This is a genomic window from Streptomyces xinghaiensis S187 (genome assembly GCF_000220705.2).
GTDB lineage: Bacteria > Actinomycetota > Actinomycetes > Streptomycetales > Streptomycetaceae > Streptomyces > Streptomyces xinghaiensis.
This window is the reverse complement of record NZ_CP023202.1, coordinates 6141918-6164999: the sequence shown is the minus strand read 5'-3', so window position 1 is coordinate 6164999 and position 23082 is coordinate 6141918. Positions and strand designations below refer to the sequence as shown.

The window sequence follows — 23082 nt, the reverse complement described above, 5'->3', positions numbered from 1 at the left end:
ACCGCGCGGCTCGGCGGTACCGAAAGCCTAGAACGCCGTGAGGGTGGTGGGGAGATCATTTCATTCATTGCCGGAACGCACTCGGCTGCGGATGCCCGCCGGGGGCATCCGCAGCCGGGGCGTGGTTTACAGGTACTGACCGGTGTTCGCGACGGTGTCGATGGAACGGCCGGTGTCGGCGCCCTGCTTTCCGGTGACGAGGGTGCGGATGAAGACGATCCGCTCGCCCTTCTTTCCGGAGATGCGGGCCCAGTCGTCGGGGTTGGTGGTGTTGGGGAGGTCCTCGTTCTCCTTGAACTCGTCGACGCAGGCGGCGAGCAGGTGGGAGACCCGGAGGCCCTTCTGGTTGTGGTCGAGGAAGGCTTTGATCGCCATCTTCTTGGCCCGGTCCACGATGTTCTGGATCATGGCGCCGGAGTTGAAGTCCTTGAAGTACAGGACCTCCTTGTCACCGTTGGCGTAGGTGACCTCCAGGAAGCGGTTCTCCTCGGACTCCGCGTACATCTGCTCGACGACGGACTGGATCATGCCGTCGACGGCCGCGGCCGGGGAGCCGCCGTGCTCGGCGACGTCGTCCGAGTGGAGCGGGAGCGACGGCTTGAGGTACTTCCGGAAGATGTCCTTCGCGGCCTCCGCGTCCGGGCGCTCGATCTTGATCTTCACATCGAGGCGGCCGGGGCGCAGGATCGCGGGGTCGATCATGTCCTCGCGGTTGGAGGCGCCGATGACGATGACGTTCTCCAGGCCCTCCACACCGTCGATCTCGGCGAGCAGCTGGGGGACGATGGTGTTCTCCACGTCCGAGCTGACGCCGGAGCCCCGGGTGCGGAAGAGGGATTCCATCTCGTCGAAGAAGACGATGACGGGGGTGCCCTCGCTCGCCTTCTCCCGGGCCCGCTGGAAGACCAGGCGGATGTGCCGCTCGGTCTCGCCGACGTACTTGTTGAGCAGCTCGGGGCCCTTGATGTTCAGGAAGTAGCTCTTGCCGGCGGGCCGGCCGGTGACCTCGGCGACCTTCTTGGCGAGGGAGTTGGCCACGGCCTTGGCGATGAGCGTCTTGCCGCAGCCGGGCGGGCCGTAGAGCAGGACGCCCTTGGGCGGCCGCAGCTCGTGCTCCTTGAAGAGGTCGGGGTGGAGGTACGGGAGCTCGACCGCGTCCCGGATCAGCTCGATCTGGTTGCCCAGGCCGCCGATCCGGTCGTAGTCGATGTCCGGGACCTCTTCGAGGACGAGCTCCTCGACCTCGCTCTTGGGCACGACCTCGTAGACGTAGCCGGAGCGGGGTTCGAGCAGCAGCGCGTCACCGGCGCGGATGGTGATGCCCATCAGCGGCTCGGCGAGCCGGACCACCCGCTCCTCGTCGGTGTGGCCGATGACCAGGGCGCGTTCGCCGTCCTCGAGGATCTCCTTGAGGGTGACGATGTCCCCGGCGCGCTCGAACTCCATGGCCTCGACCACGTTGAGCGCCTCGTTGAGCATGACCTCCTGGCCGCGCTGGAGCTCGTCGAGTTCGATGCTCGGGCTGACATTGACCCGGAGCTTCCTGCCTCCGGTGAAGATGTCGGCCGTGCCGTCCTCGTTCGCGTGCAGGAAGACCCCGAAGCCGGCAGGCGGCTGGGCGAGCCGGTCGACCTCCTCCTTGAGGGCCACGATCTGGTCGCGGGCCTCACGGAGCGTGCCCGCCAGCCGCTCGTTCTGGGCGGACACCCCGGCCAGATTGGTCTGCAACTCGACGATCCGCTCTTCGAGAATCCTCGTGTGGCGCGGAGAGTCGGCGAGCTTGCGGCGCAGGACGGCGATCTCCTGCTCGAGATAGGCAACCTGGCCGGCGGGGTCCTCGGACCCTCGCCCCGGCCGGAAGCCGCGGTTGATGTCGTCGTCGTGGGCTGCCACGGTCCTCACCTCCTCCAAGGGGAGCTGGACGCTTCCTGACCCTACCTGGGCCGGTGCAGGTTGAAACCCCTAGATCACAAAGACGGTAGGGGCGTGTCCGATCTTCACCCTTGCGTACTCCCTCTCGCCAGGGAATACCCACCCGGCGGCATCCGGAAGCAGCCGGTTGTATCGTCGGGACGGTCAACACCCGTCAGAGCTGGCTTCAATTGATTCACCGACGCAGGGAACGGCAGACAAGATGAGCGTGCAGGAAGAGACGGCCGCCGAGACCGCGGCGGACACGACTCAGCCGGAGCTGGAGGTCTGGATCGACCAGGATCTGTGCACCGGCGACGGCATCTGCGCCCAGTACGCGCCCGAAGTCTTCGAACTCGACATCGACGGGCTCGCTTATGTGAAGGACTCCGGCGACGAGCTGCTCACGGAGGCCGGTGCCACCACGCGCGTGCCGCTGCCGCTCCTCCGCGAAGTGGTCGATTCCGCCAAGGAATGCCCGGGCGACTGTATTCACGTACGGCGGATTTCGGACAAGGTTGAGTTGTACGGCCCTGACGCTGAGTGACCGGTCACACACTTCCGGGAACGGGCAGGGCGGTCAGCCGGAACTTCCCGTCGCGCCAGTGCCAGGCGACCTTCCGCTCCAGATCCGGACAGCAGCGGGGAACGTCGGGGGCGGAGTAGCCGAGCAGGGTCGCGGAGATCTCTCCGCCGCCGACCGCGAAGTCGGTGATGTTCATCTTCTCCGCCGGGTCCACGAGGGTCTCCAGCAGCCGGGGAGCCCCGCCGCCGGAGCCGGAGCCGAGGACGTACACGCCGTGCGGGGGCGTGCCCATGCCGGCCGCGCAGCGGACGACCGCGGCGGTCTCCGGGCGGCCGTCCCCGTCGAGATCGGCGGAGCCCTCGTCGACCACCTCCGTCTCCCCGCCGCCGCACTCCAGGGGGTAGTCGGCGGCCTTCGCGTCGGGGGCGGCCGCGGGCTCGCCGGCGGCGGGCTCACCCGCCGCCTGCCGGGCGGCGACCGGCGGGGTGGCGGTGGCGTCCGGCGGCTGGACGAGGGCGGCGGCTCCCAGGACGGCGGCGAGGGCCGTGGCCGTGGTGAGCCAGTGCACCGGCCGGGTCCGCGTGTGCGGAAGCTCCGCGGTGGGCTTCGAGGACGGGGGCGCTGACGGCTGAGGGCATGCCGGGGCCTGCACGCGCTTGTGTCTCCTGGAATCCGGAGCGGATGGGGATGGCCTGCATCGTGCCATATCTCACACCGGCCGGGAACGGCGGGGCCACAGCACGCCGTTAAGCGTGGCCAAAGGTTTACCCAAGACTCCGCCGCCCGGTCTTCCCGGTGGGAAGCGGGCGGCGGAGGGGTGTCGTCGGGGCGGGGGGTGGGGCGTCAGCCGCGGCCGGCGCCGCCACTGGACGAGCCCGGGCCGGTGTAGTCCTCGCCGTACGCGCCCTTGGCGGGGCGGCGGCGGCGCAGCGGGGGCTCCACGCCGTCCGCGAGGCGGCGGGCGGTGAGCAGAAAGCCGGTGTGGCCGATCATGCGGTGGTCGGGGCGGACCGCGAGGCCCTCCACGTGCCAGGTGCGGACCATGGTCTCCCAGGCGGTCGGCTCGTTGAAGGTGCCGTGCTCCCGGATCGCCTCGACGGTCCGGGCGAGCTGGGTGGTGGTGGCCACGTAACCGCAGAGGATGCCGCCGGGTACCAGGGCCTTGGAGACGGCGTCCAGGCACTCCCAGGGGGCGAGCATGTCGAGGATGACCCGGTCGACCTCGGTGTCGGAGAGGTTGTCCTGGAGGTCGCCGACCGTGAGCCGCCAGGCCGGGTGCTCGCCGCCGAAGTAGCGGCGGACGTTCTCGGCGGCGATCTCGGCGAAGTCCGCGCGGCGCTCGTAGGAGTGCAGCATGCCCTGGTCGCCGATGGCGCGCAGCAGGAAGGTGCTGAGGGAGCCGGAGCCGACTCCGGCCTCGACGACGCGGGCGCCGGGGAAGATGTCGGCCATCGCCAGGATCTGCCCCGCGTCCTTGGGGTAGACCACGGCGGCTCCGCGGGGCATGGACAGGACGTAGTCGGGGAGCAGCGGGCGCAGCGCGAGGTACGCGACGTTCCCGGTGGTACGGACAACACTGCCCTCGGGAGCGCCGATCAGCTCGTCGTGCGGGAAGGCACCCTTGTGGGTGTGGAAGCTCTTCCCGGCTTCGAGCGTGAACGTGTAGTGGCGTCCCTTGGGGTCGGTGAGCTGGACCTGGTCCCCGACCTTGAAGGGCCCGCGGCGGCGGGCGGCACCGGTCGGTTCGGACATGTGACCAGCCTACCGGTCGGCACGGGGCCGTCCCGCCACGGCGGTGCGGCGGGCGGCGGGCCCGCGCCGGCGGCCGCGGGCGCCGGGCGGGTCAGGGGTTGCGGGCCATCGCCGAGACGAAGGCGCGTTCGACGTCGGCGGTGGAGAGGACGCCGTAGACCTCGCCGGTCTCCTCGACGACCAGGTACTCGGTGGCGGGCGTGGCCCGCAGTGTCTCCAGGAGGTCCTCCCCGGCGAGGTCCGCCGAGACCCGCAGGCCGGGCTTGAGGTCCTGGGCGAGGCCGCCGACGGCGATCCAGGGGCGGCGGTGCTCGGGCACCCCGGCGATCGCGGCCTCGCGGACGAGGGCCGTGGGCTCGCCCTGGCCGTCGACCACCACGAGGGCCCGGGCCCCCGCCTCGTTCGCGCGGCGCAGCGCCTCGGAGAGCGGGGTGTCGGCCGTGACGGGGACCGCGCGCCGGGTGAGGTTGCGGGCCCGGAGCTCGGGGAGGCGCTCGCGGAGCCGGGCCATGCGCAGGCTGTTGCCGGCGCCGGTCCAGATGATCGCCGCGAGGATGGCCGCGAGCAGCGCGTCGGTGATGGTGTCGACCCCGCCGATGTCCTCCGGGGGGTTGCCGAGGCTGCCGGAGTGGGTGAGCAGCGGCAGGCCGACCAGCACGGCGACCGCGAGGGCCCGGCCGGTCCAGGCGGCGGCCACGGTGCCGGTCATCGGCCTGCCGGTGATCCGCCAGACCACGGCGCGGAGCATCCGGCCGCCGTCCAGGGGGAGTCCGGGCAACAGGTTGAAGACGGCAACGATCAGATTGGAGATCATCAGGCCGGCCAGCAGCACGCCGGGGACGGTGCCGGGCTCGACGGCGTACATGCCGAGGTAGAAGACCCCGGCGAGGGCGAGGGAGAGCAGCGGGCCGACGAAGGCGAGCACGAACTCCCGGCCCGGGGTCTCGGACTCCTTCTCGATCTCCGACACCCCGCCGAAGAACTGCAGCTGGATGCGGCGGACCGGCAGCTTGTAGTGGAGCGCGACGACGGTGTGCGCCAGTTCGTGGACGAGCACGGACCCGTAGAAGGCGACGGCGAAGAAGAGCGAGACGAGGTAGCGGAGGCTGCCGAGTTCGGGCAGCACCCGTTCGAGCTGCTCGCCGAAGACCCAGGTGATCAGGGCGGCCACCAGGAACCAGCTGGGGGCGACGTAGACGGGCACCCCGAACGGGCGGCCCATGAGGATGCCGCCCCCCGTTCCGCGCGGCCGCTTCGGCTCGCCGTCGCCGCCCGCCGCTCCCCCGCCGCCGGACTGCGGCTTCCCGCTCTCGCCGCTCTCGTCCACGGTGTCCCTTCGTCGCTCGTTCCCCCGCGCCGCGGTCGTCCGGTCCCGCGAACGGGCGGCCCGAGGAGGTCTGCCGTCGATGGTATGCGGACCGGTGTCGGTCCCGGGCCATAGGGTCGTACGCCATGGACACCAGCACCGAGCACGCGGACGGCGGACGCGGCGGCCGGAGGACCGGCCGCGGGCGCGGAGCGGCGGCCGCGCCGCCGGCGTCGCTGTCGCCGTCGCGCGCCGCCGACTTCATGACCTGCCCGCTGCTCTACCGCTTCCGGGTGATCGACAGGCTGCCGGAGAAGCCCAGCGAGGCGGCCGCCCGCGGGACGCTGGTCCACGCGGTGCTGGAGCGGCTGTTCGACGCCCCCGCGGCGGAGCGGACGGCGCCGCGGGCCCGGGCGCTGGTACCCGGCGAGTGGGAGCGGCTGCTGACGGCGCGGCCGGAGCTGGCCGGGCTGTTCCGGGAGGACGGGGCGGAGGACGGCGAGGGGGACGGCGGGTCCGCGGACCCCGCGCGCCTGGCCGGGTGGCTCGCCGAGGCGGAGCGGCTGGTGGAGCGGTGGTTCACGCTGGAGGACCCGGCCCGGCTGGAACCGGCGGAGCGGGAGCTGTTCGTGGAGACCACGCTGGACTCCGGGCTCCGGCTGCGCGGCATCATCGACCGGGTGGACGTCGCGCCGAGTGGTGACGTGCGGATCGTCGACTACAAGACGGGGAAGGCCCCGCGCCCGGAGTACGCGGCGGGACCGCTGTTCCAGATGAAGTTCTACGCGCTGGTCCTCTGGCGGCTGCGGGGCACGGTGCCGCGCCGGCTGCAGCTGGTCTATCTCGGCAGCGGGGACGTCCTGACGTACGACCCGGCCGAGGAGGACCTGCGGGCCACCGAGCGGAAGCTGCTGGCTCTGTGGGACGCCATCCGCCGGGCCACGGACTCCGGGGACTGGCGTCCCCGGCGGAACCGGCTGTGCGACTGGTGCGACCACCGGGCGGTGTGCCCGGAGTTCGGCGGTACGCCCCCGCCCTACCCGCTGCTGCCCGTGGCGGCCCCGTCCGGGGAACCGGGCGGCCCGCGGGTACCCGGCCAGGGCAGAATGGGCGGCGTCTAGCGAAGGAGTCCTGTTGTGGCCATCCGTGTCCTCCTGGTCGACGACCAGCCGCTGTTGCGCACCGGTTTCCGGATGATCCTGGAGGCGGAACAGGACATCGCCGTCGTCGGTGAGGCCGGTGACGGGCTGCAGGCCCTGGACCAGGTCCGGGCCCTGCAACCGGATGTGGTGCTGATGGACATCCGGATGCCCCGGATGGACGGGGTCGAGGCCACCCGGCAGATCACCGGCCCGGGGCGGGACGGGCCGGCGAAGGTGCTGGTCCTGACCACGTTCGACCTCGACGAGTACGTGGTCGAGGCGCTCCGCGCCGGGGCGAGCGGCTTCCTCCTCAAGGACGCCCCCGCCCAGGAGCTGGTGCAGGCGATCCGGGTGGTCGCCTCGGGCGAGGCCATGCTGGCGCCGAGCATCACCCGCCGGCTGCTCGACAAGTACGCGGCGAAGCTGCCCTCGGGCGAGGAGCCGGTGCCCGACACGCTGCACACCCTGACCGACCGCGAGGTCGAGGTGCTGAAGCTGGTCGCGAAGGGGCTCTCCAACGCGGAGATCGCGGCCGATCTCTTCGTTAGCGAGACCACGGTCAAGACCCATGTGGGGCATGTGCTGACGAAGCTCGGCCTGCGGGACCGGGTGCAGGCGGCGGTCTACGCCTACGAGAGCGGACTGGTGCGGCCCGGCGCCGGGTGAGCGGCCCGCGCGGAGAGAGGCCGGCCCGGGTTCGGGCCGGCCTCTCCTGCGCATCGGGCCGGGTGGTGCGGCGGGGCGCCGCGGTCAGTCCTGGATCTTGCTGATCTCCCAGAAGCGGAAGACGGTCGAGGCGTCCAGCGACCACTCCAGGCCGGCGACGTCCTGGTGCGCCACGGCGTACTGTTTGCCCTGCCAGAGCGGCAGCACCGGCAGTTCCTCGGCGACGATGTCCTGCAGTTCGCCGAAGTTCGCGGCGGTCGCGGCCCGGTTGGCCTCCGCGGCGGTGCTCGGGATGAGCTGCTTCACGATGCGCTTGGACTCGTAGTTGTTGGAGAGGACGTTGCCCTCGCCGAAGAACGGCGCGGTGAAGTTGTCCGGGTCCGGGTAGTCGGGCACCCAGCCCTTGACGTAGATGCCGTAGTCGCCGTTCTTGATGCCCTCTTCGTACTCGTCCAGTTCGACGCTCTTCACATCGGCGTCGAACAGCCCGCTGGCGTTGAGCTGCTGGGCGAGCTTCTGGAATCCGGGGACGGTGCCGGGGCCGTAGCGGGTGGGGGTGGCCCAGAGCGTGACCTTGAGCCGGCCGGTGATGCCCTCCTCGCGGAGGGCCTCCTCGGCCTTGTCCCGCTGCGGACGGTCGCCGTAGACGTCGAAGAAGGCCGTGTTGTGGCTGGTGATGCCCGCCGGGACGATCGAGTACAGCGGCTTGGCGGTGTACTTGTAGACGTCGCGGACCAGGGCGCTGCGGTCGACGAGATAGGCGATGGCCTTGCGCACCCCCTCCTTGCCGATGACCGGGTCGTCGACGTTGAAGACCAGGTGCTGGACCTCGGCACTGGTGCCCTCGATGACCTCCAGGCCGTTCTTCTCGTCGGTCGTGGCGGTCTCCAGCTCGTTGATGTCCTTGATGGAGAGACCGCGGTAGGCGAGGTCGACCTCGCCCTCCTGCAGGGCGCTCTTCAGGGCCGGCTGGTCGCCGTTGAAGAGCTTCATCGTCATGCCGGAGTTCTTGACCTTGGCGGGGCCCTTGTAGTCCGGGTTGACGGAGAACTTCGCCTCGCTCTCCGGCGTGTAGGAGTCGAGCTTGTAGACACCCGAGCCGATGGCCTTGCCGTCGGTGCGGAGCTTGTCCATCTCGTACTCGCGGTGGTCCACGATCGAGCCGGCGCCGGAGGCGATCTTCATGGGGAAGGTCGCGTCGGGGAACTTGAGCTTGAAGACGACGGTCTTCTTGTCCGGGGTCTCGACCTTGTCGATCGACGTCAGCATGACGGCCGGGCCGTTCTCGTCGTTGATCTTCAGCGTCCGGCGGAAGGAGAACGCCACGTCCTCGGAGGTCAGGCTGTTGCCGTTGCTGAACGTGAGCCCGTCCTTGAGCTCGCAGCGGTAGACCTTGCTGGCTCCGTCGTCGAAGCCGCAGCGCTCGGCCGCCTCGGGCTGCGGTGTCGTACCGCCCCGGGGGAAGCTCATCAGGGACTGGAAGACGTTGTTGAACAGCAGCCAGGAGCCGGGGTCGTAGCCGGAGGCCGGGTCGGTCGCCGCGATCTCGTCCGTCATTCCCATGACGATCGGCTCACCCGTGCCGGCCGAGTCGGCGTCCCCCCCGCCGCAACCGGCCAGCAGCCCCATCGCGATGGGGACCGCGAACAGGTGATGACGTATCCTCACGCGCACATTCCTCACACTCTTCTCGATCGGCACCGGCCCCCGTCGGTGCCACGACTGGTCAGGTCAGCCGACCGTGCGGCCGAGTTCCCACAGTTGCAGGACCGACGACGAGTTCAGCGCCCACTCCACACCGGTGACGGTGTTCCGGGCCGCGACGTACTGCTTGCCCTGCCACAGCGGCAGCAGCGGCACGTCCTCGGCGACGATGTCCTGGATCTCCTCGAAACTCTTGGTGGCGCCGGTCCGTTCGGCCTGCTGCCGGGTCTCCGGAATCAGCTGGCTGTGGATCTCCTTGTTGTCGTACGGGCTGTTGAGGAAGTTGTCCTCGGAGAAGAACGGGGCCGTGAAGTTGTCGGGGTCGGGGAAGTCCGGGAACCAGCCCATGCCGTAGACGGCGTACTCGCCCTCCGTCTGGCTGGGGCGGTACGTCTTCCACGGAACGCCCTTGATCGTTACGTCGAAGAGACCCGTTCTGTTCAGCTGCTTCTGCAGGGTCTCGAACTCCACGGCCGTGGCCGGGCCGTAGTGGTCCGTGGTGTAGGCCAGCTCCAGCTTCACCGGGGTCTCGACACCGGCGGAGGCCAGGGTCCTGCGGGCGGCGTCGGCGTCGGGCTCCCCGTACCGGTTGAAGAAGGAGTTGACGTGCGCGTCGACACTGCTCGGGATCATGGAGTAGAGCGGATCGGCGCTGCGCGCGTACACGTCGCGGGCGAGTTCCTGGCGGTCGACGATCTGCGCGACCGCGCGCCGTACGGCCTTCCGGCCGGCCACCGGGTGCTCGGTGTCGAAGACGAGGTAGCGGATCTCCTGGCCGGGCATCTCGACCAGCTCGATGTCCTTGTCCTCGCCCTTCGCCAGCCGGGCGATCTGCTCGGGGGACATGCTGCGGGTCATCAGGTCGATGTCGCCGGCCTTGAGAGCCTTCTCCATGGCCGTGGAGTCCTGGAGGATCCGCAGCTCGACCTTGTCGTTCCGGAGTTTGAGCTGGCCCTGGTAGTTCCGGTTTTTGGTGAAGACGAGGGACTGGACGGAGCCGTCCTTCTCCTTCGTCTCCAGGGTGTAGGGGCCGGAGCCGGACACCTCGAAGCCGTCGCGGAGCGCACGCCGCTTGTAGCTCTGGGAGTCCACGATCGCGGCGGCGGGGGTGGCGAGCTTGTACGGGAAGGTCGCGTCCGGCTTCTTGAGGTGGAAGACGACCTCCAGATCCCCGAGGGTCTCGATCCGGTCGATGTTCGAGATCAGGGAGACCGGGCCGTTGGGGTCCTCGATCCCCAGGGTCCGCTCGACCGAGAACTTCACGTCCTCGGCGGTGAGGAGGTTGTCGTTGGAGAACTTCAGGCCCTCGCGCAGGGTGCAGCGGTACTGCTCGTTGCGCCGGTCGGAGAAGCCGCATTTGGTGGCCGCCTCGGGGACCGGCTCGCTGCCGGAGCGGGGCAGGGCCATCAGCGTCTGGAAGGTGTTGCGCAGGACGTTCCAGGAGGCCATTTCATAGGCCAGCGCGGGGTCGAAGGGCGCCGGGTTGTCCTCGGTGAGGACGAACTGCTCCGTGGTGCCGACGACGATCGCGTCGTCCGCCGCGGATCCCCCCGTGGCACCGCAAGCGGCCAGGACCGGCACCAGCAACCCGATGGCGGCCGGCAGTGCCAGAGTCTTGCGATTCATCGTCGGGGTTCTCCTGCATTGCGATCCGTCCCGGGGACCATACCGACCTCGGCACGCTGGTCACAGGGGCTGTGGTGAAGTTCTGGCGAAACATTAGTCGGCGCTGCCAGGGATGCTGGAACGGGGCGAAGTTGACGCTCCATAACACGCTGATAACAGCCGCACCCCGTCCACTATCCGGACGCCGGAATGATTGCCGCGTTAACCCACCTATGGGGACAGAAGGGTGCGCATCCGGGCCGCCACGGGCGCGGGAGAGCACTCCCGCCCACCCTTGTCGACCGGCACGGGCGTGAGAAAGGTCACGTCATGGATTTCCGGCGGGATCACCGCGGGATCACGGCCGGATCACCGGGAATTCCGCCGCGCATTCGTTACGGAAAATGACCGGACAGGCGCCGACGGTCGTGTTCTTTCCGCCGCCATACGCACCGTGTGCGGTTCAGTGCATTCCCGTGATCAATCCGTGCAGAAAGGGAAGGTCGACTTCTTCGAGAGAGCTGACGACGGGGCGCCGCGGGGCCGGTTCGATGGGGACCACCGAGGGCACGGCCACCACCGGGCAGCCCGCCGCCTCCGCCGAGGCCACGCCGGTCGGGGTGTCCTCGATCACCGCGCAGCGCGCGGGGTCGGCTCCCAGCTTGGCGGCCGCCATCAGGTACGGGTCCGGGTGCGGCTTCGTCCGCTCCAGTTCGTCCCCGGCCAGGGTGAGGTCGAAGTGACCGGCCCCGACCGACTCCAGGACCCGGTCGATGACGCGCCGGTGCGAGGCGGAGACCAGCGCGGTCGGCACCCGGTGCGCGGCCAGCTCGGCCAGCAGCCGGGCGGCGCCGGGCATCAGCGGCACCCCGCGGCCCATCATCTCCTCGAAGCGGTCGTTGAGGAGCACGGAGAGTTCGGGGACGGTGATGTCGGCGCCGGTGACCTCGATGAGGTAGCCGGCGCTGCGGCTCATGGGGCCGCCGACCACGACCTCGCGGTGGTGGTCGTGGAGGATGTGGCCGAGTTCGGCGAAGACCTCCACCTCGGCGTCCCACCAGAAGCCCTCGGTCTCGACGAGTGTGCCGTCCATGTCGAGCAGCACGGCCTGCAGGGTGGTGGTTCCCTCAGCCGTCCGGGTGCCGAGCGCGGGGATGCTGCTGGTCATCCTTGCCCCTCTCGTGAAAGGTCGCCGGCCGTGTCCGGCCTCGGAGGCCAAAGAGGGCCGGCCGCGGCCCCGGGTGGGGGTGCGACCGGCCGTGCCGGACCGACCAGTGTACGACGGGCCGCTACCGAGCGTCGCGGCGAGGCCGCCGTGCGCCACTCCGGGTCACCCGCCGCCCGTACCCGCCCCCGGGCGGCGCGAGGCGGGTACGGGCGGCGGGCGGGGCAGGGCCGCGCGGGGCCCTCTCCGCCCTACCGGGCGTTGAAGTACTTGGCCTCGGGGTGGTGGATGACGATGGCGTCGGTGGACTGCTCGGGGTGGAGCTGGAACTCCTCGGAGAGCTCGACGCCGATCCGCGAGGGCTCCAGCAGTGCGGCGATCTTCGCCCGGTCCTCCAGGTCGGGACAGGCCCCGTAGCCCAGGGAGAAGCGGGCACCCCGGTACTTGAGGGCGAACATGTCCTCCATGGCCGCCGGGTCCTCCCCGGCGAAGCCGAGTTCGGCGCGGACGCGGGCGTGCCAGTACTCGGCGAGGGCTTCGGCGAGCTGGACGGAGAGGCCGTGGAGTTCGAGGTAGTCGCGGTAGGCGTCGGCGGCGAAGAGTTTGGCGGTCTCCTCGCCGATGCGGGAGCCGACGGTGACGACCTGCAGGCCGACCACATCGGTCTCGCCGGATTCCTCGGGGCGGAAGAAGTCGGCCAGGCAGAGCCGGCGGCCGCGGCGCTGGCGGGGAAAGGTGAAGCGGGTCCGCTCGGCGCCGTCCTCCCCCAGGATGATCAGGTCGTCGCCCTTGGAGACGCAGGGGAAGTAGCCGTAGACGACGGCGGCTTCCAGGAGGTTCTCGGTCTGGAGCCGGTCGAGCCAGCCGCGCAGCCGGGGGCGGCCCTCGCTCTCGACCAGTTCCTCGTAGGTGGGGCCGTCGCCGGTGCGGGACTGCTTGAGTCCCCACTGCCCCTTGAAGAGCGCGCCCTCGTCCAGCCAGGGGGCGTACTCCTTGAGCTGGATGCCCTTGACGACGCGGGTGCCGCGGAACGGCGGGGTGGGCACGGGGTTGTCGGTGGCGACGTCGGAGCGCACGCCCTCGGCCGGTTCCGGCTCGGTGATCTCGGTGTCCCGGCGGGGGACCCGGCGCTGCCGCAGTTCGGGGAGGGCGGCGCCGGGGACGCCGCGTTTGACGGCGATCAGGGCGTCCATCAGCCGCAGGCCCTCGAAGGCGTCCCGGGCGTAGCGGACCTCGCCCTGGTAGATCTCGTGGAGGTCCTGCTCGACGTAGGCGCGGGTGAGGGCGGCGCCGCCGAGGATGACGGGGTAGTCGGCGGCCAGCTTGCGCTGGTTGAGCTCCTCCAGGTTCTCTTTCATGATCACGGTGGATTTGACCAGGAGGCCGGACATGCCGATGACGTCGGCCCGGTGTTCCTGTGCGGCTTCCAGGATGGCGGAGACCGGCTGTTTGATGCCGAGGTTGACGACGGTGTAGCCGTTGTTGGAGAGGATGATGTCGACGAGGTTCTTGCCGATGTCGTGGACGTCGCCGCGGACGGTGGCCAGCACGATGGTGCCCTTGCCCTCCTCGCCCTCGGCCTTGTCCATGTGCGGCTCCAGATGGGCCACGGCCGTCTTCATGACCTCGGCGGACTGCAGCACGAACGGCAGTTGCATCTGTCCGGATCCGAACAGTTCGCCGACGACCTTCATGCCGGCCAGCAGGGTGTCGTTGACGATCTCCAGGGCGGGGCGCTCCCGCAGGGCCTCGTCCAGGTCGGCCTCCAGGCCGTTGCGCTCGCCGTCGATGATGCGGCGCTGCAGGCGCTCCTCCAGCGGCAGGGCGGCCAGTTCCTCGGCCCGGCCCGCCTTCATCGACTTGCTGTCCACGCCCTCGAACAGTTCCAGGAACCGCTGCAGCGGGTCGTAGCCCTCGCGCCGGCGGTCGTGGATCAGGTCGAGGGCGACCTCGCGCTGCTCCGGCTCCAGCCGGGCGATCGGCACGATCTTGGAGGCGTGGACGATAGCGGAGTCGAGCCCGGCCTTGACGCACTCGTCCAGGAAGACGCTGTTGAGCACCATACGGGCGGCCGGGTTGAGCCCGAAGGAGATGTTCGACAGGCCCAGGGTGGTCTGGACGTCCGGGTGGCGGCGTTTGAGCTCGCGGATCGCCTCGATGGTGGCCAGGCCGTCCTTGCGGGACTCCTCCTGGCCGGTGGCGATGGTGAAGGTGAGGCAGTCGATGAGGATGTCGCTCTTGTGCACGCCCCAGGTGCCGGTGAGGTCGGCGATCAGACGCTCGGCGACGGCGACCTTGTGCTCGCAGGTGCGGGCCTGGCCCTCCTCGTCGATGGTCAGCGCGATCAGCGCCGCCCCGTGCTCCACCGCAAGCTGGGTGATCTTCGCGAACCGCGAATCCGGCCCGTCGCCGTCCTCGTAGTTGACGGAGTTGATCACCGCGCGGCCGCCGAGCTTCTCCAGCCCCGCCCGGATGACGGCCGGTTCGGTGGAGTCCAGCACCAGCGGCAGGGTCGAGGCGGTGGCGAAACACCCGGCGATCTCCTCCATGTCGGCCACCCCGTCACGGCCCACGTAGTCCACGCACACGTCCAGCAGGTGGGCGCCCTCGCGGATCTGCTCCCGCGCCATCTCCACACAGTCGTCCCAGCGGCCCTCCAGCATCGCCTCGCGGAACTTCTTCGAACCGTTGGCGTTGGTGCGCTCCCCGATCGCCAGATACGCCGTGTCCTGCCGGAACGGCACACTCTGGTAGAGCGAGGCCGCGCCCGGCTCGGGACGCGGCTCCCGCGCGGCGGGGGTCAGGTCCCGCACCCGTTCGACGACCTGCCGCAGATGCTCGGGGGTGGTGCCGCAGCAGCCGCCGACCAGGGACAGCCCGTACTCGCGCACGAACGTCTCCTGCGCGTCGGCCAGTTCGGCCGGGGTGAGGGGGTAGTGGGCGCCGTCCTTGCCCAGCACGGGCAGCCCGGCATTGGGCATACACGACAGCGGCACCCGCGCGTGGCGGGCCAGATGGCGCAGGTGTTCGCTCATCTCGGCGGGGCCGGTGGCGCAGTTCAGGCCGATCATGTCGATGCCCAGCGGCTCCAGGGCGGTGAGCGCCGCGCCGATCTCCGAGCCCAGCAGCATCGTCCCCGTGGTCTCCACCGTCACCGACACGATCACCGGCAGGTCCGTGCCCGTCTCCCGCAGCGCACGCTTCGCGCCGAGGACGGCGGCCTTGGTCTGCAGCAGATCCTGGGTGGTCTCCACCAGCAGCGCGTCCGCCCCGCCGGCGATCATGCCCTCGGCGTTCCGCTGATAGGCGTCGCGCAGCACGCCGTAGCGGACATGGCCGAGCGTGGGGAGCTTGGTGCCGGGGCCCATCGAGCCCAGGACCCAGCGCGGGCGGCCGTCCCCGGCGGTGAACGCGTCGGCCGACTCGCGCGCGATCCGCACCCCCGCCTCGGACAGCTCGAAGATCCGGCCGGCGATGTCGTACTCCGCCAGCGCGGCGTGGTTGGCGCCGAAGGTGTTGGTCTCCACACAGTCCACCCCCACCGCGAAGTACGCGTCATGGACCGAGCGCACGATGTCGGGACGGGTGACGTTCAGGATCTCGTTGCAGCCCTCCAGCTGCTCGAAGTCCTCCAGACTCGGCTCCTGCGCCTGGAGCATCGTCCCCATCGCCCCGTCCGCCACCACCACCCGGGTGGCCAGTGCCTCCCTCAGAGCGGAGACGCGGTCGGTGCTGCTGGTCGATGGCTGGATCGAGCCCATGGAAAACTCCCTGAGGTGCGACGGCTGTCGGCTTTGCGCCCTTCATGCGGAGAGCGCACCCGGTCAGCGTAGCCGTGATGGTGCCCGGGGTCCGGGGCGTTCCACTGGGCGGACTATGTTCCGGCCACGGGCAGCCGCCGGGATTCCGCCGGGTGGTTCCCGGTGCGGTACCCCCGGGTCGGCATAGGCCGATACTGTTCAGCATTGCCGAATCCGCAACGATGGAGGTTGCCCGATGGCTCGGACCATCCAGTCCCTGGAGCGGGCCGCGGCGATGCTGCGGCTCCTGGCGGGCGGCGAGCGCCGGCTCGGCCTGTCCGAGGTGGCCGCCGCGCTGGGACTGGCCAAGGGCACCGCGCACGGCATCCTCCGCACGCTCCAGCAGGAGGGCTTCGTCGAGCAGGACCCGGCCTCGGGCCGCTACCAGCTCGGCGCCGAGATGCTGCGGCTGGGCCAGAGCTACCTGGACGTCAACGAGCTGCGGGCGCGGGCCCTGGTGTGGACCGACGACCTGGCGCGGTCCAGCGGGGAGAGCGTCCACCTGGGGGTGCTGCACCAGAGCGGCGTGCTGATCGTGCACCACGTCTTCCGGCCGGACGACAGCCGGCAGGTCCTGGAGGTCGGCGCCATGCAGCCGCTGCACAGCACGGCGCTGGGCAAGGTGCTGGCGGCCTACGACCCGGTGGCGCACGCCGAGGCCGTGGAGGGCGGACGGGAGGCCTTCACGGGCCGCACGGTGACCGGGCCGGAGGAGTTCGAGGCCGTCCTCGACCTGACCCGGGCCCGGGGCTGGGCCTCCGACATCGAGGAGACCTGGGCCGGAGTGGCCTCCGTGGCCGCGCCCATCCACAACCGGCGGCGGATGCCCGTCGGAGCGGTGGGCGTCACCGGAGCGGTGGAGCGGGTCTGCGACGGCGCCGAGCTGCGATCGCGGCTGGTCGCGGCGGTGCGGGACTGCGCCCGGGCGGTTTCCCGGGATCTCGGCGCCGGGCGATTCTGAACACCCTCTGTCACCCTTGCTCTACGCACGGGTCGGATCGGCGGCTTTTTCGCCCGCGGGCTCTTGACGTGCTGGGACCCGTGAAGAAAACTGCCGTTCTCCGGTCGGCATTGTCGAACACCTGACGACAATATTGATCACGGTGCCGCCAGCCGCCGACCGGTGACCGCCCTCACCGAGGGCGCGGGCCACGGGTGGGACCCCGGGCCCGTCCTGCCCCCTGGACGAAGGACAAAGGAGTCGCGGGTGTCCAGCTCCGACATCTTCATCGGCGAGACCATCGGGACCGCCGTACTCATCCTCATGGGCGGCGGCGTCGTGGCCGCCGTCACCCTCAAGCGCTCGAAGGCCCTCAACGCCGGCTGGATCGCCATCGCCCTCGGGTGGGGCTTCGCGGTCCTCACCGGCGCCTACATCGCGGTCGGCGTATCCGGCGCGCACATCAATCCGGCGGTCACCCTCGGCCTGGCCATCCAGGGCACCACCGCGTGGTCGGACGTGCCGCTCTACTTCGTCTCGCAGATGCTGGGCGCGATGATCGGCGCCGCCCTGGTCTGGCTGACCTACTACGGCCACTTCCGTGACCACCTGACCGACCCGCAGGTCCTGGCCGAGGCCCGGACCGGCCCGGAGGGCCTGGTCGAGCAGGACAACGCCCCCGCCGCCGGACCCGTGCTCGGCATCTTCTGCACCGGCCCGGAGATCCGCAACGCCGTGCAGAACCTGATGACCGAGACCATCGCCACCACCGTGCTCGTCCTCTCCATCCTCACCCTGGGCCTGACCGAGGGTCTGGGCGTGTCGGGCACCGGCGTGCTGATCGTCGCCCTCGTCGTGGCCGGTATCGGCTTCTCGCTCGGCGGTCCGACCGGTTACGCCATCAACCCGGCACGCGACCTCGGTCCCCGGATCGTGCACGCGCTGCTGCCGCTGCCGAACAAGGGCGGCTCCGACTGGGGCTACGCCTGGGTCCCGGTGGTCGGCCCGCTGCTCGGCGGCGCCCTCGCCGGCGGGATCTACCAGCTCGCCTTCGCCTGATCCCCGTCCGCACCACGGGCGCCGCACACACCGCGAGCGCCGTACGCACCACACGCACCGGAGCTTGAGCCACCCCCCGTCCCGCATGCCCCTCCCGCCATCGGACTCCAGGAGCACACCGTGACCGACGCGCACACCGCCGGCCCCTTCATCGCCGCCATCGACCAGGGCACCACCTCCAGCCGCTGCATCGTCTTCGACACCGACGGGCGGATCGTCGCGGTCGACCAGAAGGAGCACGAGCAGATCTTCCCCAAGCCGGGCTGGGTGGAACACGACGCCGCCGAGATCTGGACGAACGTCCGGCAGGTCGTCGACGGCGCCGTCGAGAAGGCCGGGATCACCGCCGCCGACGTCAAGGCGATCGGCATCACCAACCAGCGCGAGACCACTCTTCTGTGGGACAAGGCCACCGGTGAGCCGGTGCACAACGCCATCGTCTGGCAGGACACCCGGACCGACGCGCTCTGCCGCGAGCTCGGCCGCAACGTCGGCAAGGACCGGTTCCGCCGCGAGACCGGCCTGCCGCTGGCCTCCTACTTCGCCGGCCCGAAGATCCGCTGGCTGCTCGACAACGTCGACGGCCTGCGCGAGCGCGCCGAGGCCGGCGAGATCCTCTTCGGCACCATGGACTCCTGGGTCATCTGGAACCTCACCGGCGGCCCGGACGGCGGCGTCCACGTCACCGACGTCACCAACGCCTCCCGCACCATGCTGATGAACCTCCACACCCTGCAGTGGGACCCGAAGATCCTGCACTCGATGGGCGTGCCCGCCGCCGTGCTGCCGGAGATCCGCTCCTCCGCGGAGGTGTACGGCGAGGCGAGGAGCGGCGCGCTCGCCGGGGTGCCCGTGGCCTCGGCGCTCGGCGACCAGCAGGCGGCGCTGTTCGGCCAGACCTGCTTCGAGAAGGGCGAGGCCAAGTCCACCTACGGCACCGGAACGTTCCTGCTGATGAACACCGCCGGGGAGCCCGTCAACTCGTACCACGGGCTGGTCACCACGGTCGGCTACCGCATCGGCGACCAGGCGCCCGTGTACGCCCTGGAGGGCTCGATCGCCGTCACCGGCGCGCTCGTCCAGTGGATGCGCGACCAGATGGGGCTGATCAACAGCGCCGCGGAGATCGAGACCCTCGCCAGCTCCGTCGAGGACAACGGCGGCGCCTACTTCGTCCCGGCCTTCTCCGGGCTCTTCGCGCCGTACTGGCGCGACGACGCCCGCGGAGTGATCGCCGGACTCACCCGCTACGTCACCAAGGCGCACATCGCCCGCGCCGTCCTGGAGGCCACCGCCTGGCAGACCCGGGAGATCACCGACGCCATGAGCAAGGACTCCGGCACCGAGCTGACCTCCCTCAAGGTCGACGGCGGCATGACCTCCAACAACCTGCTGATGCAGACCCTCGCCGACGTCCTGGACGCCCCCGTGGTGCGCCCGCTCGTCGCCGAGACCACCTGCCTCGGCGCCGCCTACGCGGCCGGACTCGCCGTCGGCTACTGGCCGGACACCGACGCGCTGCGCGCCAACTGGCGCCGCGCCGCCGAGTGGACGCCCCGGATGGACGCGGCGGACCGGGACCGCGAGTACAAGAGCTGGCTCAAGGCCGTGGAACGGACCATGGGCTGGCTCGAGAACGACGAACAGGAGCACTGAGTCAGATGACGATCCCGATCCCGCAGAGCCCTCCGGCCACCGGAGGCTCCCCGGCCGCGGCACCGCGGCCCGGCGGCCGCGCCGAGACCCGCGACCGGCTCTCCCGGGGAACCTACGACCTGCTGGTGATCGGCGGCGGCATCCTGGGCACCTCGGTCGCCTGGCACGCCTCGCAGTCGGGTCTGCGGGTGGCGATGGTGGACGCCGGCGACTTCGCCGGCGCCACCTCCTCCGCCTCCTCCAAGCTCGTCCACGGCGGTCTGCGCTACCTGCAGACCGGCGCGGTCAAGCTGGTGGCGGAGAACCACCACGAACGGCGGGTGCTGGCCCGGGACGTGGCCCCGCACCTGGTCAACCCGCTCACCTTCCACCTGCCGGTCTACAAGGGCGGTCCGCACGGCGCGGCCAAGCTCGGCGCGGGCGTCTTCGCCTACTCCGCGCTCTCGGCCTTCGGCGACGGCGTGGGCCGGGTCATATCCCCGGCCCGCGCGGCCGCCGCCAACCCGGCGCTGCGCACCGAGAACCTCAAGGCCGTGGCCGTCTACGGCGACCACCAGATGAACGACTCCCGGGTCGCCGTGATGACCGTACGGGCGGCCGCCGGATCCGGTGCCGCGGTTCTCAACCACGCGGAGGTGACCGGGCTGCGCTTCACCCGCGGCCGGGTCACCGGCGCCGAGCTGCGGGACCGGCTGGACGGCACCGAGTTCAGCGTCGACGCCCGTCTCGTCCTCAACGCCACCGGCCCCTGGATCGACCGGCTGCGGCGGATGGAGGACAAGAACTCCGCACCCAGCATCCGGCTCTCCAAGGGCGCGCATCTGGTGCTGCGGCGGAAGGCACCGTGGCGGGCCGCCATGGCCACGCCGATCGACAAGTACCGCATCACCTTCGCCCTCCCCTGGGAGGACCAGCTGCTGCTCGGCACCACCGACGAGCCGTACGAGGGCGACCCGGCGGACGTCCGGGCCACCGAGACCGACATCGCCCAGATCCTGGACGAGGCCGCCCACTCGGTGCGCGACGAGCACCTCTCACCCGATCTGCTGACCTACGCCTTCGCCGGCCTGCGGGTGCTGCCCGGCGGCCCCGGCGGGGTGGAGCAGGCCAAGCGGGAGACGGTGGTGACCGAGGGCCGGGGCGGCATGCTGTCCGTCGCGGGCGGCAAGTGGACGACGTACCGCCACATCGGCCGGGTGGTCATGCGCAAGCTGGCCTCGCTGCCGGACGGGGCGCTCGCCGAGGACATGGAGCCGCTGTCGCAGCTGCCGCGCCGGGTGCCGCTGCCGGGGATCGCCAATCCGAACGCGGTGGCGCACCGGCTGCTGGTCAGCCGGGACCCCGGCTCCCGGATGGACCCGCTGACGGCACGCCAGCTGGCCACCCACTACGGCTCGCTGGCGCTCGACATCGCCCGGCTCGCCGACGAGGACCCGGCGCTCGGCGAGCGCATCCACCCGGACGGGCCGGAGATCTGGGCCCAGGTCGTCTACGCCCGCGACCACGAGTGGGCCGAGACGGCCGACGACGTGCTGCGCCGCCGGACCACCCTCACGGTCCGCGGTCTGGACACCCCGGAGGTCCGCGCCCGGGTGGAGGAGATCCTGGCCGCCCGCGCGGGCTGAGCGGGCCGCGACCGGAGGGGAGGCGGCCGCACGGCGCGGGCCTCCCACCGCCTCCCCTCCGCCCCGCCCCGTCCGGCTACCCGGGGAACCCCGCGGCGTGCGCCACTCGAACAGCCGTGGCACGGACGGCGTTTGACCGCCCGTGGGTTCGGTACTCCAGGGGGTGAAGGCCATCACCACGACAGAGGGGGGCGTTCGACGATGACGAACCGCATCGACCAGCCGCGGGAGTGGGACCTGGTCGGCGACCCCGTCCTCATCGCGGGGGTCGGCACCGGCTTCGAGGCGAATCTCAGCTACCGGGTCGGCGAGGGCCACGACGAGGTGACCGGGTACTTCACGGTCGGCGGCGGAACCGGCGAGCACGGGCAGTTCCAGGTACAGGCCGACGTCAGCAAGGCGGCCTTCACCCTGGACCGGCTGTACGTCCAGGTCTTCGAGGTCAGCGCCGCGGACGGCGAGGAGATCAACCTGGTGACCGTGCCCGTGATCTACGGCCCGCGGATCGTGCCCGGCTACATCGGCTACCGCGAGCACACCGTGGTGCGGGGCGAGACCCTGTCGGCCATCGCCCGGGCCCACTACGGCGACGCCCGCCTCTTCCCGCGCATCGTACGGGCCAACCCGCAGCTCACCGACCCGGACGTGATCGTCCCCGGGCAGCTGCTGCGGATACCCATCGGCGCGTGAACGCCCTCCCGCCGGGCAGGTTCTCCCGTGCGGAACGGATGCCGCACCCCGGCGCGGGCCGGGGTGCGGCATCCGTCCGGCCCGGGACGCGGACGGATTCCGTGTCCCCCGGCCTGGCCTGCCGACGGCCGCGCCGGAAGCCGTAGGCTGGGTGCCGCACGTGACGGAACAGCAGCCGGGGTGCCGGGGGAAGCGCCCCCGGCCGCGGCGGAAGGAGGCGCTGGGTGATCGAGCTCGAGGGGGTTCCCGAGCTGATCGACCCGGTCATGGTGGCCGCGTTCGAAGGCTGGAACGACGCGGGCGACGCCGCTTCCGCCGCGGTCGTCCACCTCGACCGGGAGTGGAAGGGCGAGGTCTTCGCGGCGCTCGACGCCGAGGACTACTACGACTTCCAGGTCAACCGTCCGACCGTCTTCCTCGAAGACGGGGTCCGCAAGATCACATGGCCCACCACCCGGCTCTCCGTGGTCCGGGTCGGCGGGGAGAAGCCGCGCGACCTGGTACTGGTCCGCGGTATCGAACCGAGCATGCGCTGGCGCTCGTTCTGCAACGAGCTCCTCGGCTTCGCCCACGAGCTGGGCGTCGAGATGATCGTGATCCTGGGCGCGCTGCTGGGCGACACCCCGCACACCCGTCCGGTTCCGGTCAGCGGCGTCACCTCCGACCCCCAGCTGGCCCGCACCATGGACCTGGAGGAGACGCGCTACGAGGGCCCCACGGGCATCGTCGGCGTCCTCCAGGAGGCGTGCACGCACGCGGGGGTGCCGGCGGTGAGTTTGTGGGCGGCCGTGCCGCACTACGTGTCCCAGCCGCCCAACCCCAAGGCGACGCTCGCCCTCCTCAACCGGCTGGAGGACCTGATCGGGCTGCGCGTTCCCACCGGGGAACTGGTGGAGGACGCGCGAGCCTGGCAGCTCGGCGTGGACCAGCTGGCGGCCGAGGACAGCGAGGTCGCCGAGTACGTGCAGACGCTGGAGGAGGCCCGGGACACCGCCGAGCTGCCGGAGGCGTCCGGCGAGGCGATCGCGCGGGAGTTCGAACGCTATCTGCGACGGCGGGACGGCAGGCCGGGCGCCGCGCCGGGCGGCCACGCCACCGAGACCGGCTCCACACCGGAGGGGCGGGACAGCGGCGCGTATCTGCGGGACCCCTCGGCGGGGACCGGACGCCCGGAGAAGCCCGTCACGCCGGAGGACACGGCCGGTGACACGTCCGGCCACCCGGCGGACGGGGAGAGCGCGGACGGCGGCCGCGGCACCGCGGAGGGCGGGCCCGGCCGGGAGGACGCGGGGAAGGACGGGGCCGGGGAGGACGGAACCGGCGGCCGCGGGAAGACCGGGAACGGCCGCGGCGGCCGGAGCCGCCCGCGCGGCCGCGGGCGCGTGGGCCAGGAGCGCGCGGACCGGGAGAAGGACGGGGACGCGGACGGCGGCCCGTCCGGCACCGGCTCCGGGAACCCCGGCTCCGGGAACTCCGGCAACGGTAACTCCGGCGGCGGCGACACCGAGGACGGCCCGGGCGCCGGGGACGAGTAG

General features: G+C 71.2%; 17 protein-coding genes. 9 read left to right on the top strand and 8 right to left on the bottom strand.

Going from position 1 to position 23082, the window contains the following annotated elements; translation table 11 throughout:
- Positions 1–126: 126 nt before the first annotated feature.
- Positions 127–1893, bottom strand: a complete 1767-nt coding sequence (arc, locus tag SXIN_RS26275) for a proteasome ATPase (protein WP_019708858.1) — start codon at positions 1891–1893, stop codon at positions 127–129.
- A gap of 241 nt (positions 1894–2134) precedes the next feature.
- Between arc and SXIN_RS26265 the strand changes: the two genes are divergently transcribed.
- Positions 2135–2458, top strand: coding sequence for a ferredoxin (locus SXIN_RS26265; RefSeq protein WP_019708859.1), 324 nt, complete (start codon positions 2135–2137; stop codon positions 2456–2458).
- Between the two features lie 4 nt (positions 2459–2462).
- Here SXIN_RS26265 and SXIN_RS26260 read toward each other — a convergent pair whose 3' ends face one another.
- From SXIN_RS26260 to SXIN_RS26250, 3 genes are all read right to left on the bottom strand, one after another.
- Positions 2463–3005 carry a hypothetical protein gene (locus SXIN_RS26260; RefSeq protein WP_238153870.1) on the bottom strand — a complete coding sequence of 181 codons (543 nt, stop codon included), beginning with the start codon at positions 3003–3005 and terminating at the stop codon, positions 2463–2465.
- 275 nt (positions 3006–3280) lie between these two features.
- Positions 3281–4189, bottom strand: a complete 909-nt coding sequence (locus SXIN_RS26255) for a tRNA (adenine-N1)-methyltransferase (RefSeq protein ID WP_019708861.1) — start codon at positions 4187–4189, stop codon at positions 3281–3283.
- Between the two features lie 91 nt (positions 4190–4280).
- Positions 4281–5516 (bottom strand): site-2 protease family protein, encoded by a 1236-nt coding sequence (locus tag SXIN_RS26250; protein ID WP_043463392.1) that lies wholly within the window; start codon positions 5514–5516, stop codon positions 4281–4283.
- Between the two features lie 125 nt (positions 5517–5641).
- On the opposite strand from SXIN_RS26250, the gene SXIN_RS26245 reads away from it, so the two are divergent.
- The gene (locus SXIN_RS26245) at positions 5642–6616 is read left to right on the top strand and encodes a RecB family exonuclease (protein WP_095757624.1); all 975 of its coding nucleotides are present in this window, start codon (positions 5642–5644) and stop codon (positions 6614–6616) included.
- Positions 6617–6631: 15 nt separating this feature from the next.
- Positions 6632–7303, top strand: a complete 672-nt coding sequence (locus tag SXIN_RS26240) for a response regulator (RefSeq protein WP_019708863.1) — start codon at positions 6632–6634, stop codon at positions 7301–7303.
- Between the two features lie 84 nt (positions 7304–7387).
- Here SXIN_RS26240 and SXIN_RS26235 read toward each other — a convergent pair whose 3' ends face one another.
- The 4 genes from SXIN_RS26235 to metH form a co-directional block, all read right to left on the bottom strand.
- Positions 7388–8971 carry an ABC transporter substrate-binding protein gene (locus SXIN_RS26235; RefSeq protein ID WP_420341068.1) on the bottom strand — a complete coding sequence of 528 codons (1584 nt, stop codon included), beginning with the start codon at positions 8969–8971 and terminating at the stop codon, positions 7388–7390.
- A gap of 63 nt (positions 8972–9034) precedes the next feature.
- Positions 9035–10633, bottom strand: coding sequence for an ABC transporter substrate-binding protein (locus tag SXIN_RS26230; protein ID WP_019708865.1), 1599 nt, complete (start codon positions 10631–10633; stop codon positions 9035–9037).
- A gap of 442 nt (positions 10634–11075) precedes the next feature.
- Positions 11076–11780, bottom strand: coding sequence for an HAD family hydrolase (locus SXIN_RS26225; RefSeq protein ID WP_019708866.1), 705 nt, complete (start codon positions 11778–11780; stop codon positions 11076–11078).
- Positions 11781–12028: 248 nt separating this feature from the next.
- A complete protein-coding gene (gene metH, locus SXIN_RS26220; protein WP_019708867.1) occupies positions 12029–15538 on the bottom strand; it encodes a methionine synthase in 3510 nt (1169 codons plus the stop codon).
- Between the two features lie 235 nt (positions 15539–15773).
- Here metH and SXIN_RS26215 point away from each other — a divergent pair, with 235 nt between their 5' ends.
- From SXIN_RS26215 to SXIN_RS26190, 6 genes are all read left to right on the top strand, one after another.
- The gene (locus tag SXIN_RS26215; RefSeq protein ID WP_019708868.1) at positions 15774–16538 is read left to right on the top strand and encodes an IclR family transcriptional regulator; all 765 of its coding nucleotides are present in this window, start codon (positions 15774–15776) and stop codon (positions 16536–16538) included.
- Positions 16539–16784: 246 nt separating this feature from the next.
- Positions 16785–17576, top strand: coding sequence for an MIP/aquaporin family protein (locus SXIN_RS26210; RefSeq protein ID WP_019708869.1), 792 nt, complete (start codon positions 16785–16787; stop codon positions 17574–17576).
- Positions 17577–17696: 120 nt separating this feature from the next.
- Entirely contained in the window at positions 17697–19232 is a 1536-nt protein-coding gene (gene glpK, locus SXIN_RS26205) for a glycerol kinase GlpK (protein WP_019708870.1), read from the top strand.
- A gap of 5 nt (positions 19233–19237) precedes the next feature.
- On the top strand, positions 19238–20857 hold the full coding sequence (locus SXIN_RS26200) for a glycerol-3-phosphate dehydrogenase/oxidase (protein ID WP_019708871.1): 1620 nt from the start codon (positions 19238–19240) through the stop codon (positions 20855–20857).
- Positions 20858–21058: 201 nt separating this feature from the next.
- On the top strand, positions 21059–21547 hold the full coding sequence (locus SXIN_RS26195; protein ID WP_019708872.1) for a LysM peptidoglycan-binding domain-containing protein: 489 nt from the start codon (positions 21059–21061) through the stop codon (positions 21545–21547).
- Positions 21548–21771: 224 nt separating this feature from the next.
- Positions 21772–23082: a PAC2 family protein gene (locus SXIN_RS26190; RefSeq protein WP_238153869.1), complete on the top strand. Its 1311-nt coding sequence runs from the start codon at positions 21772–21774 to the stop codon at positions 23080–23082.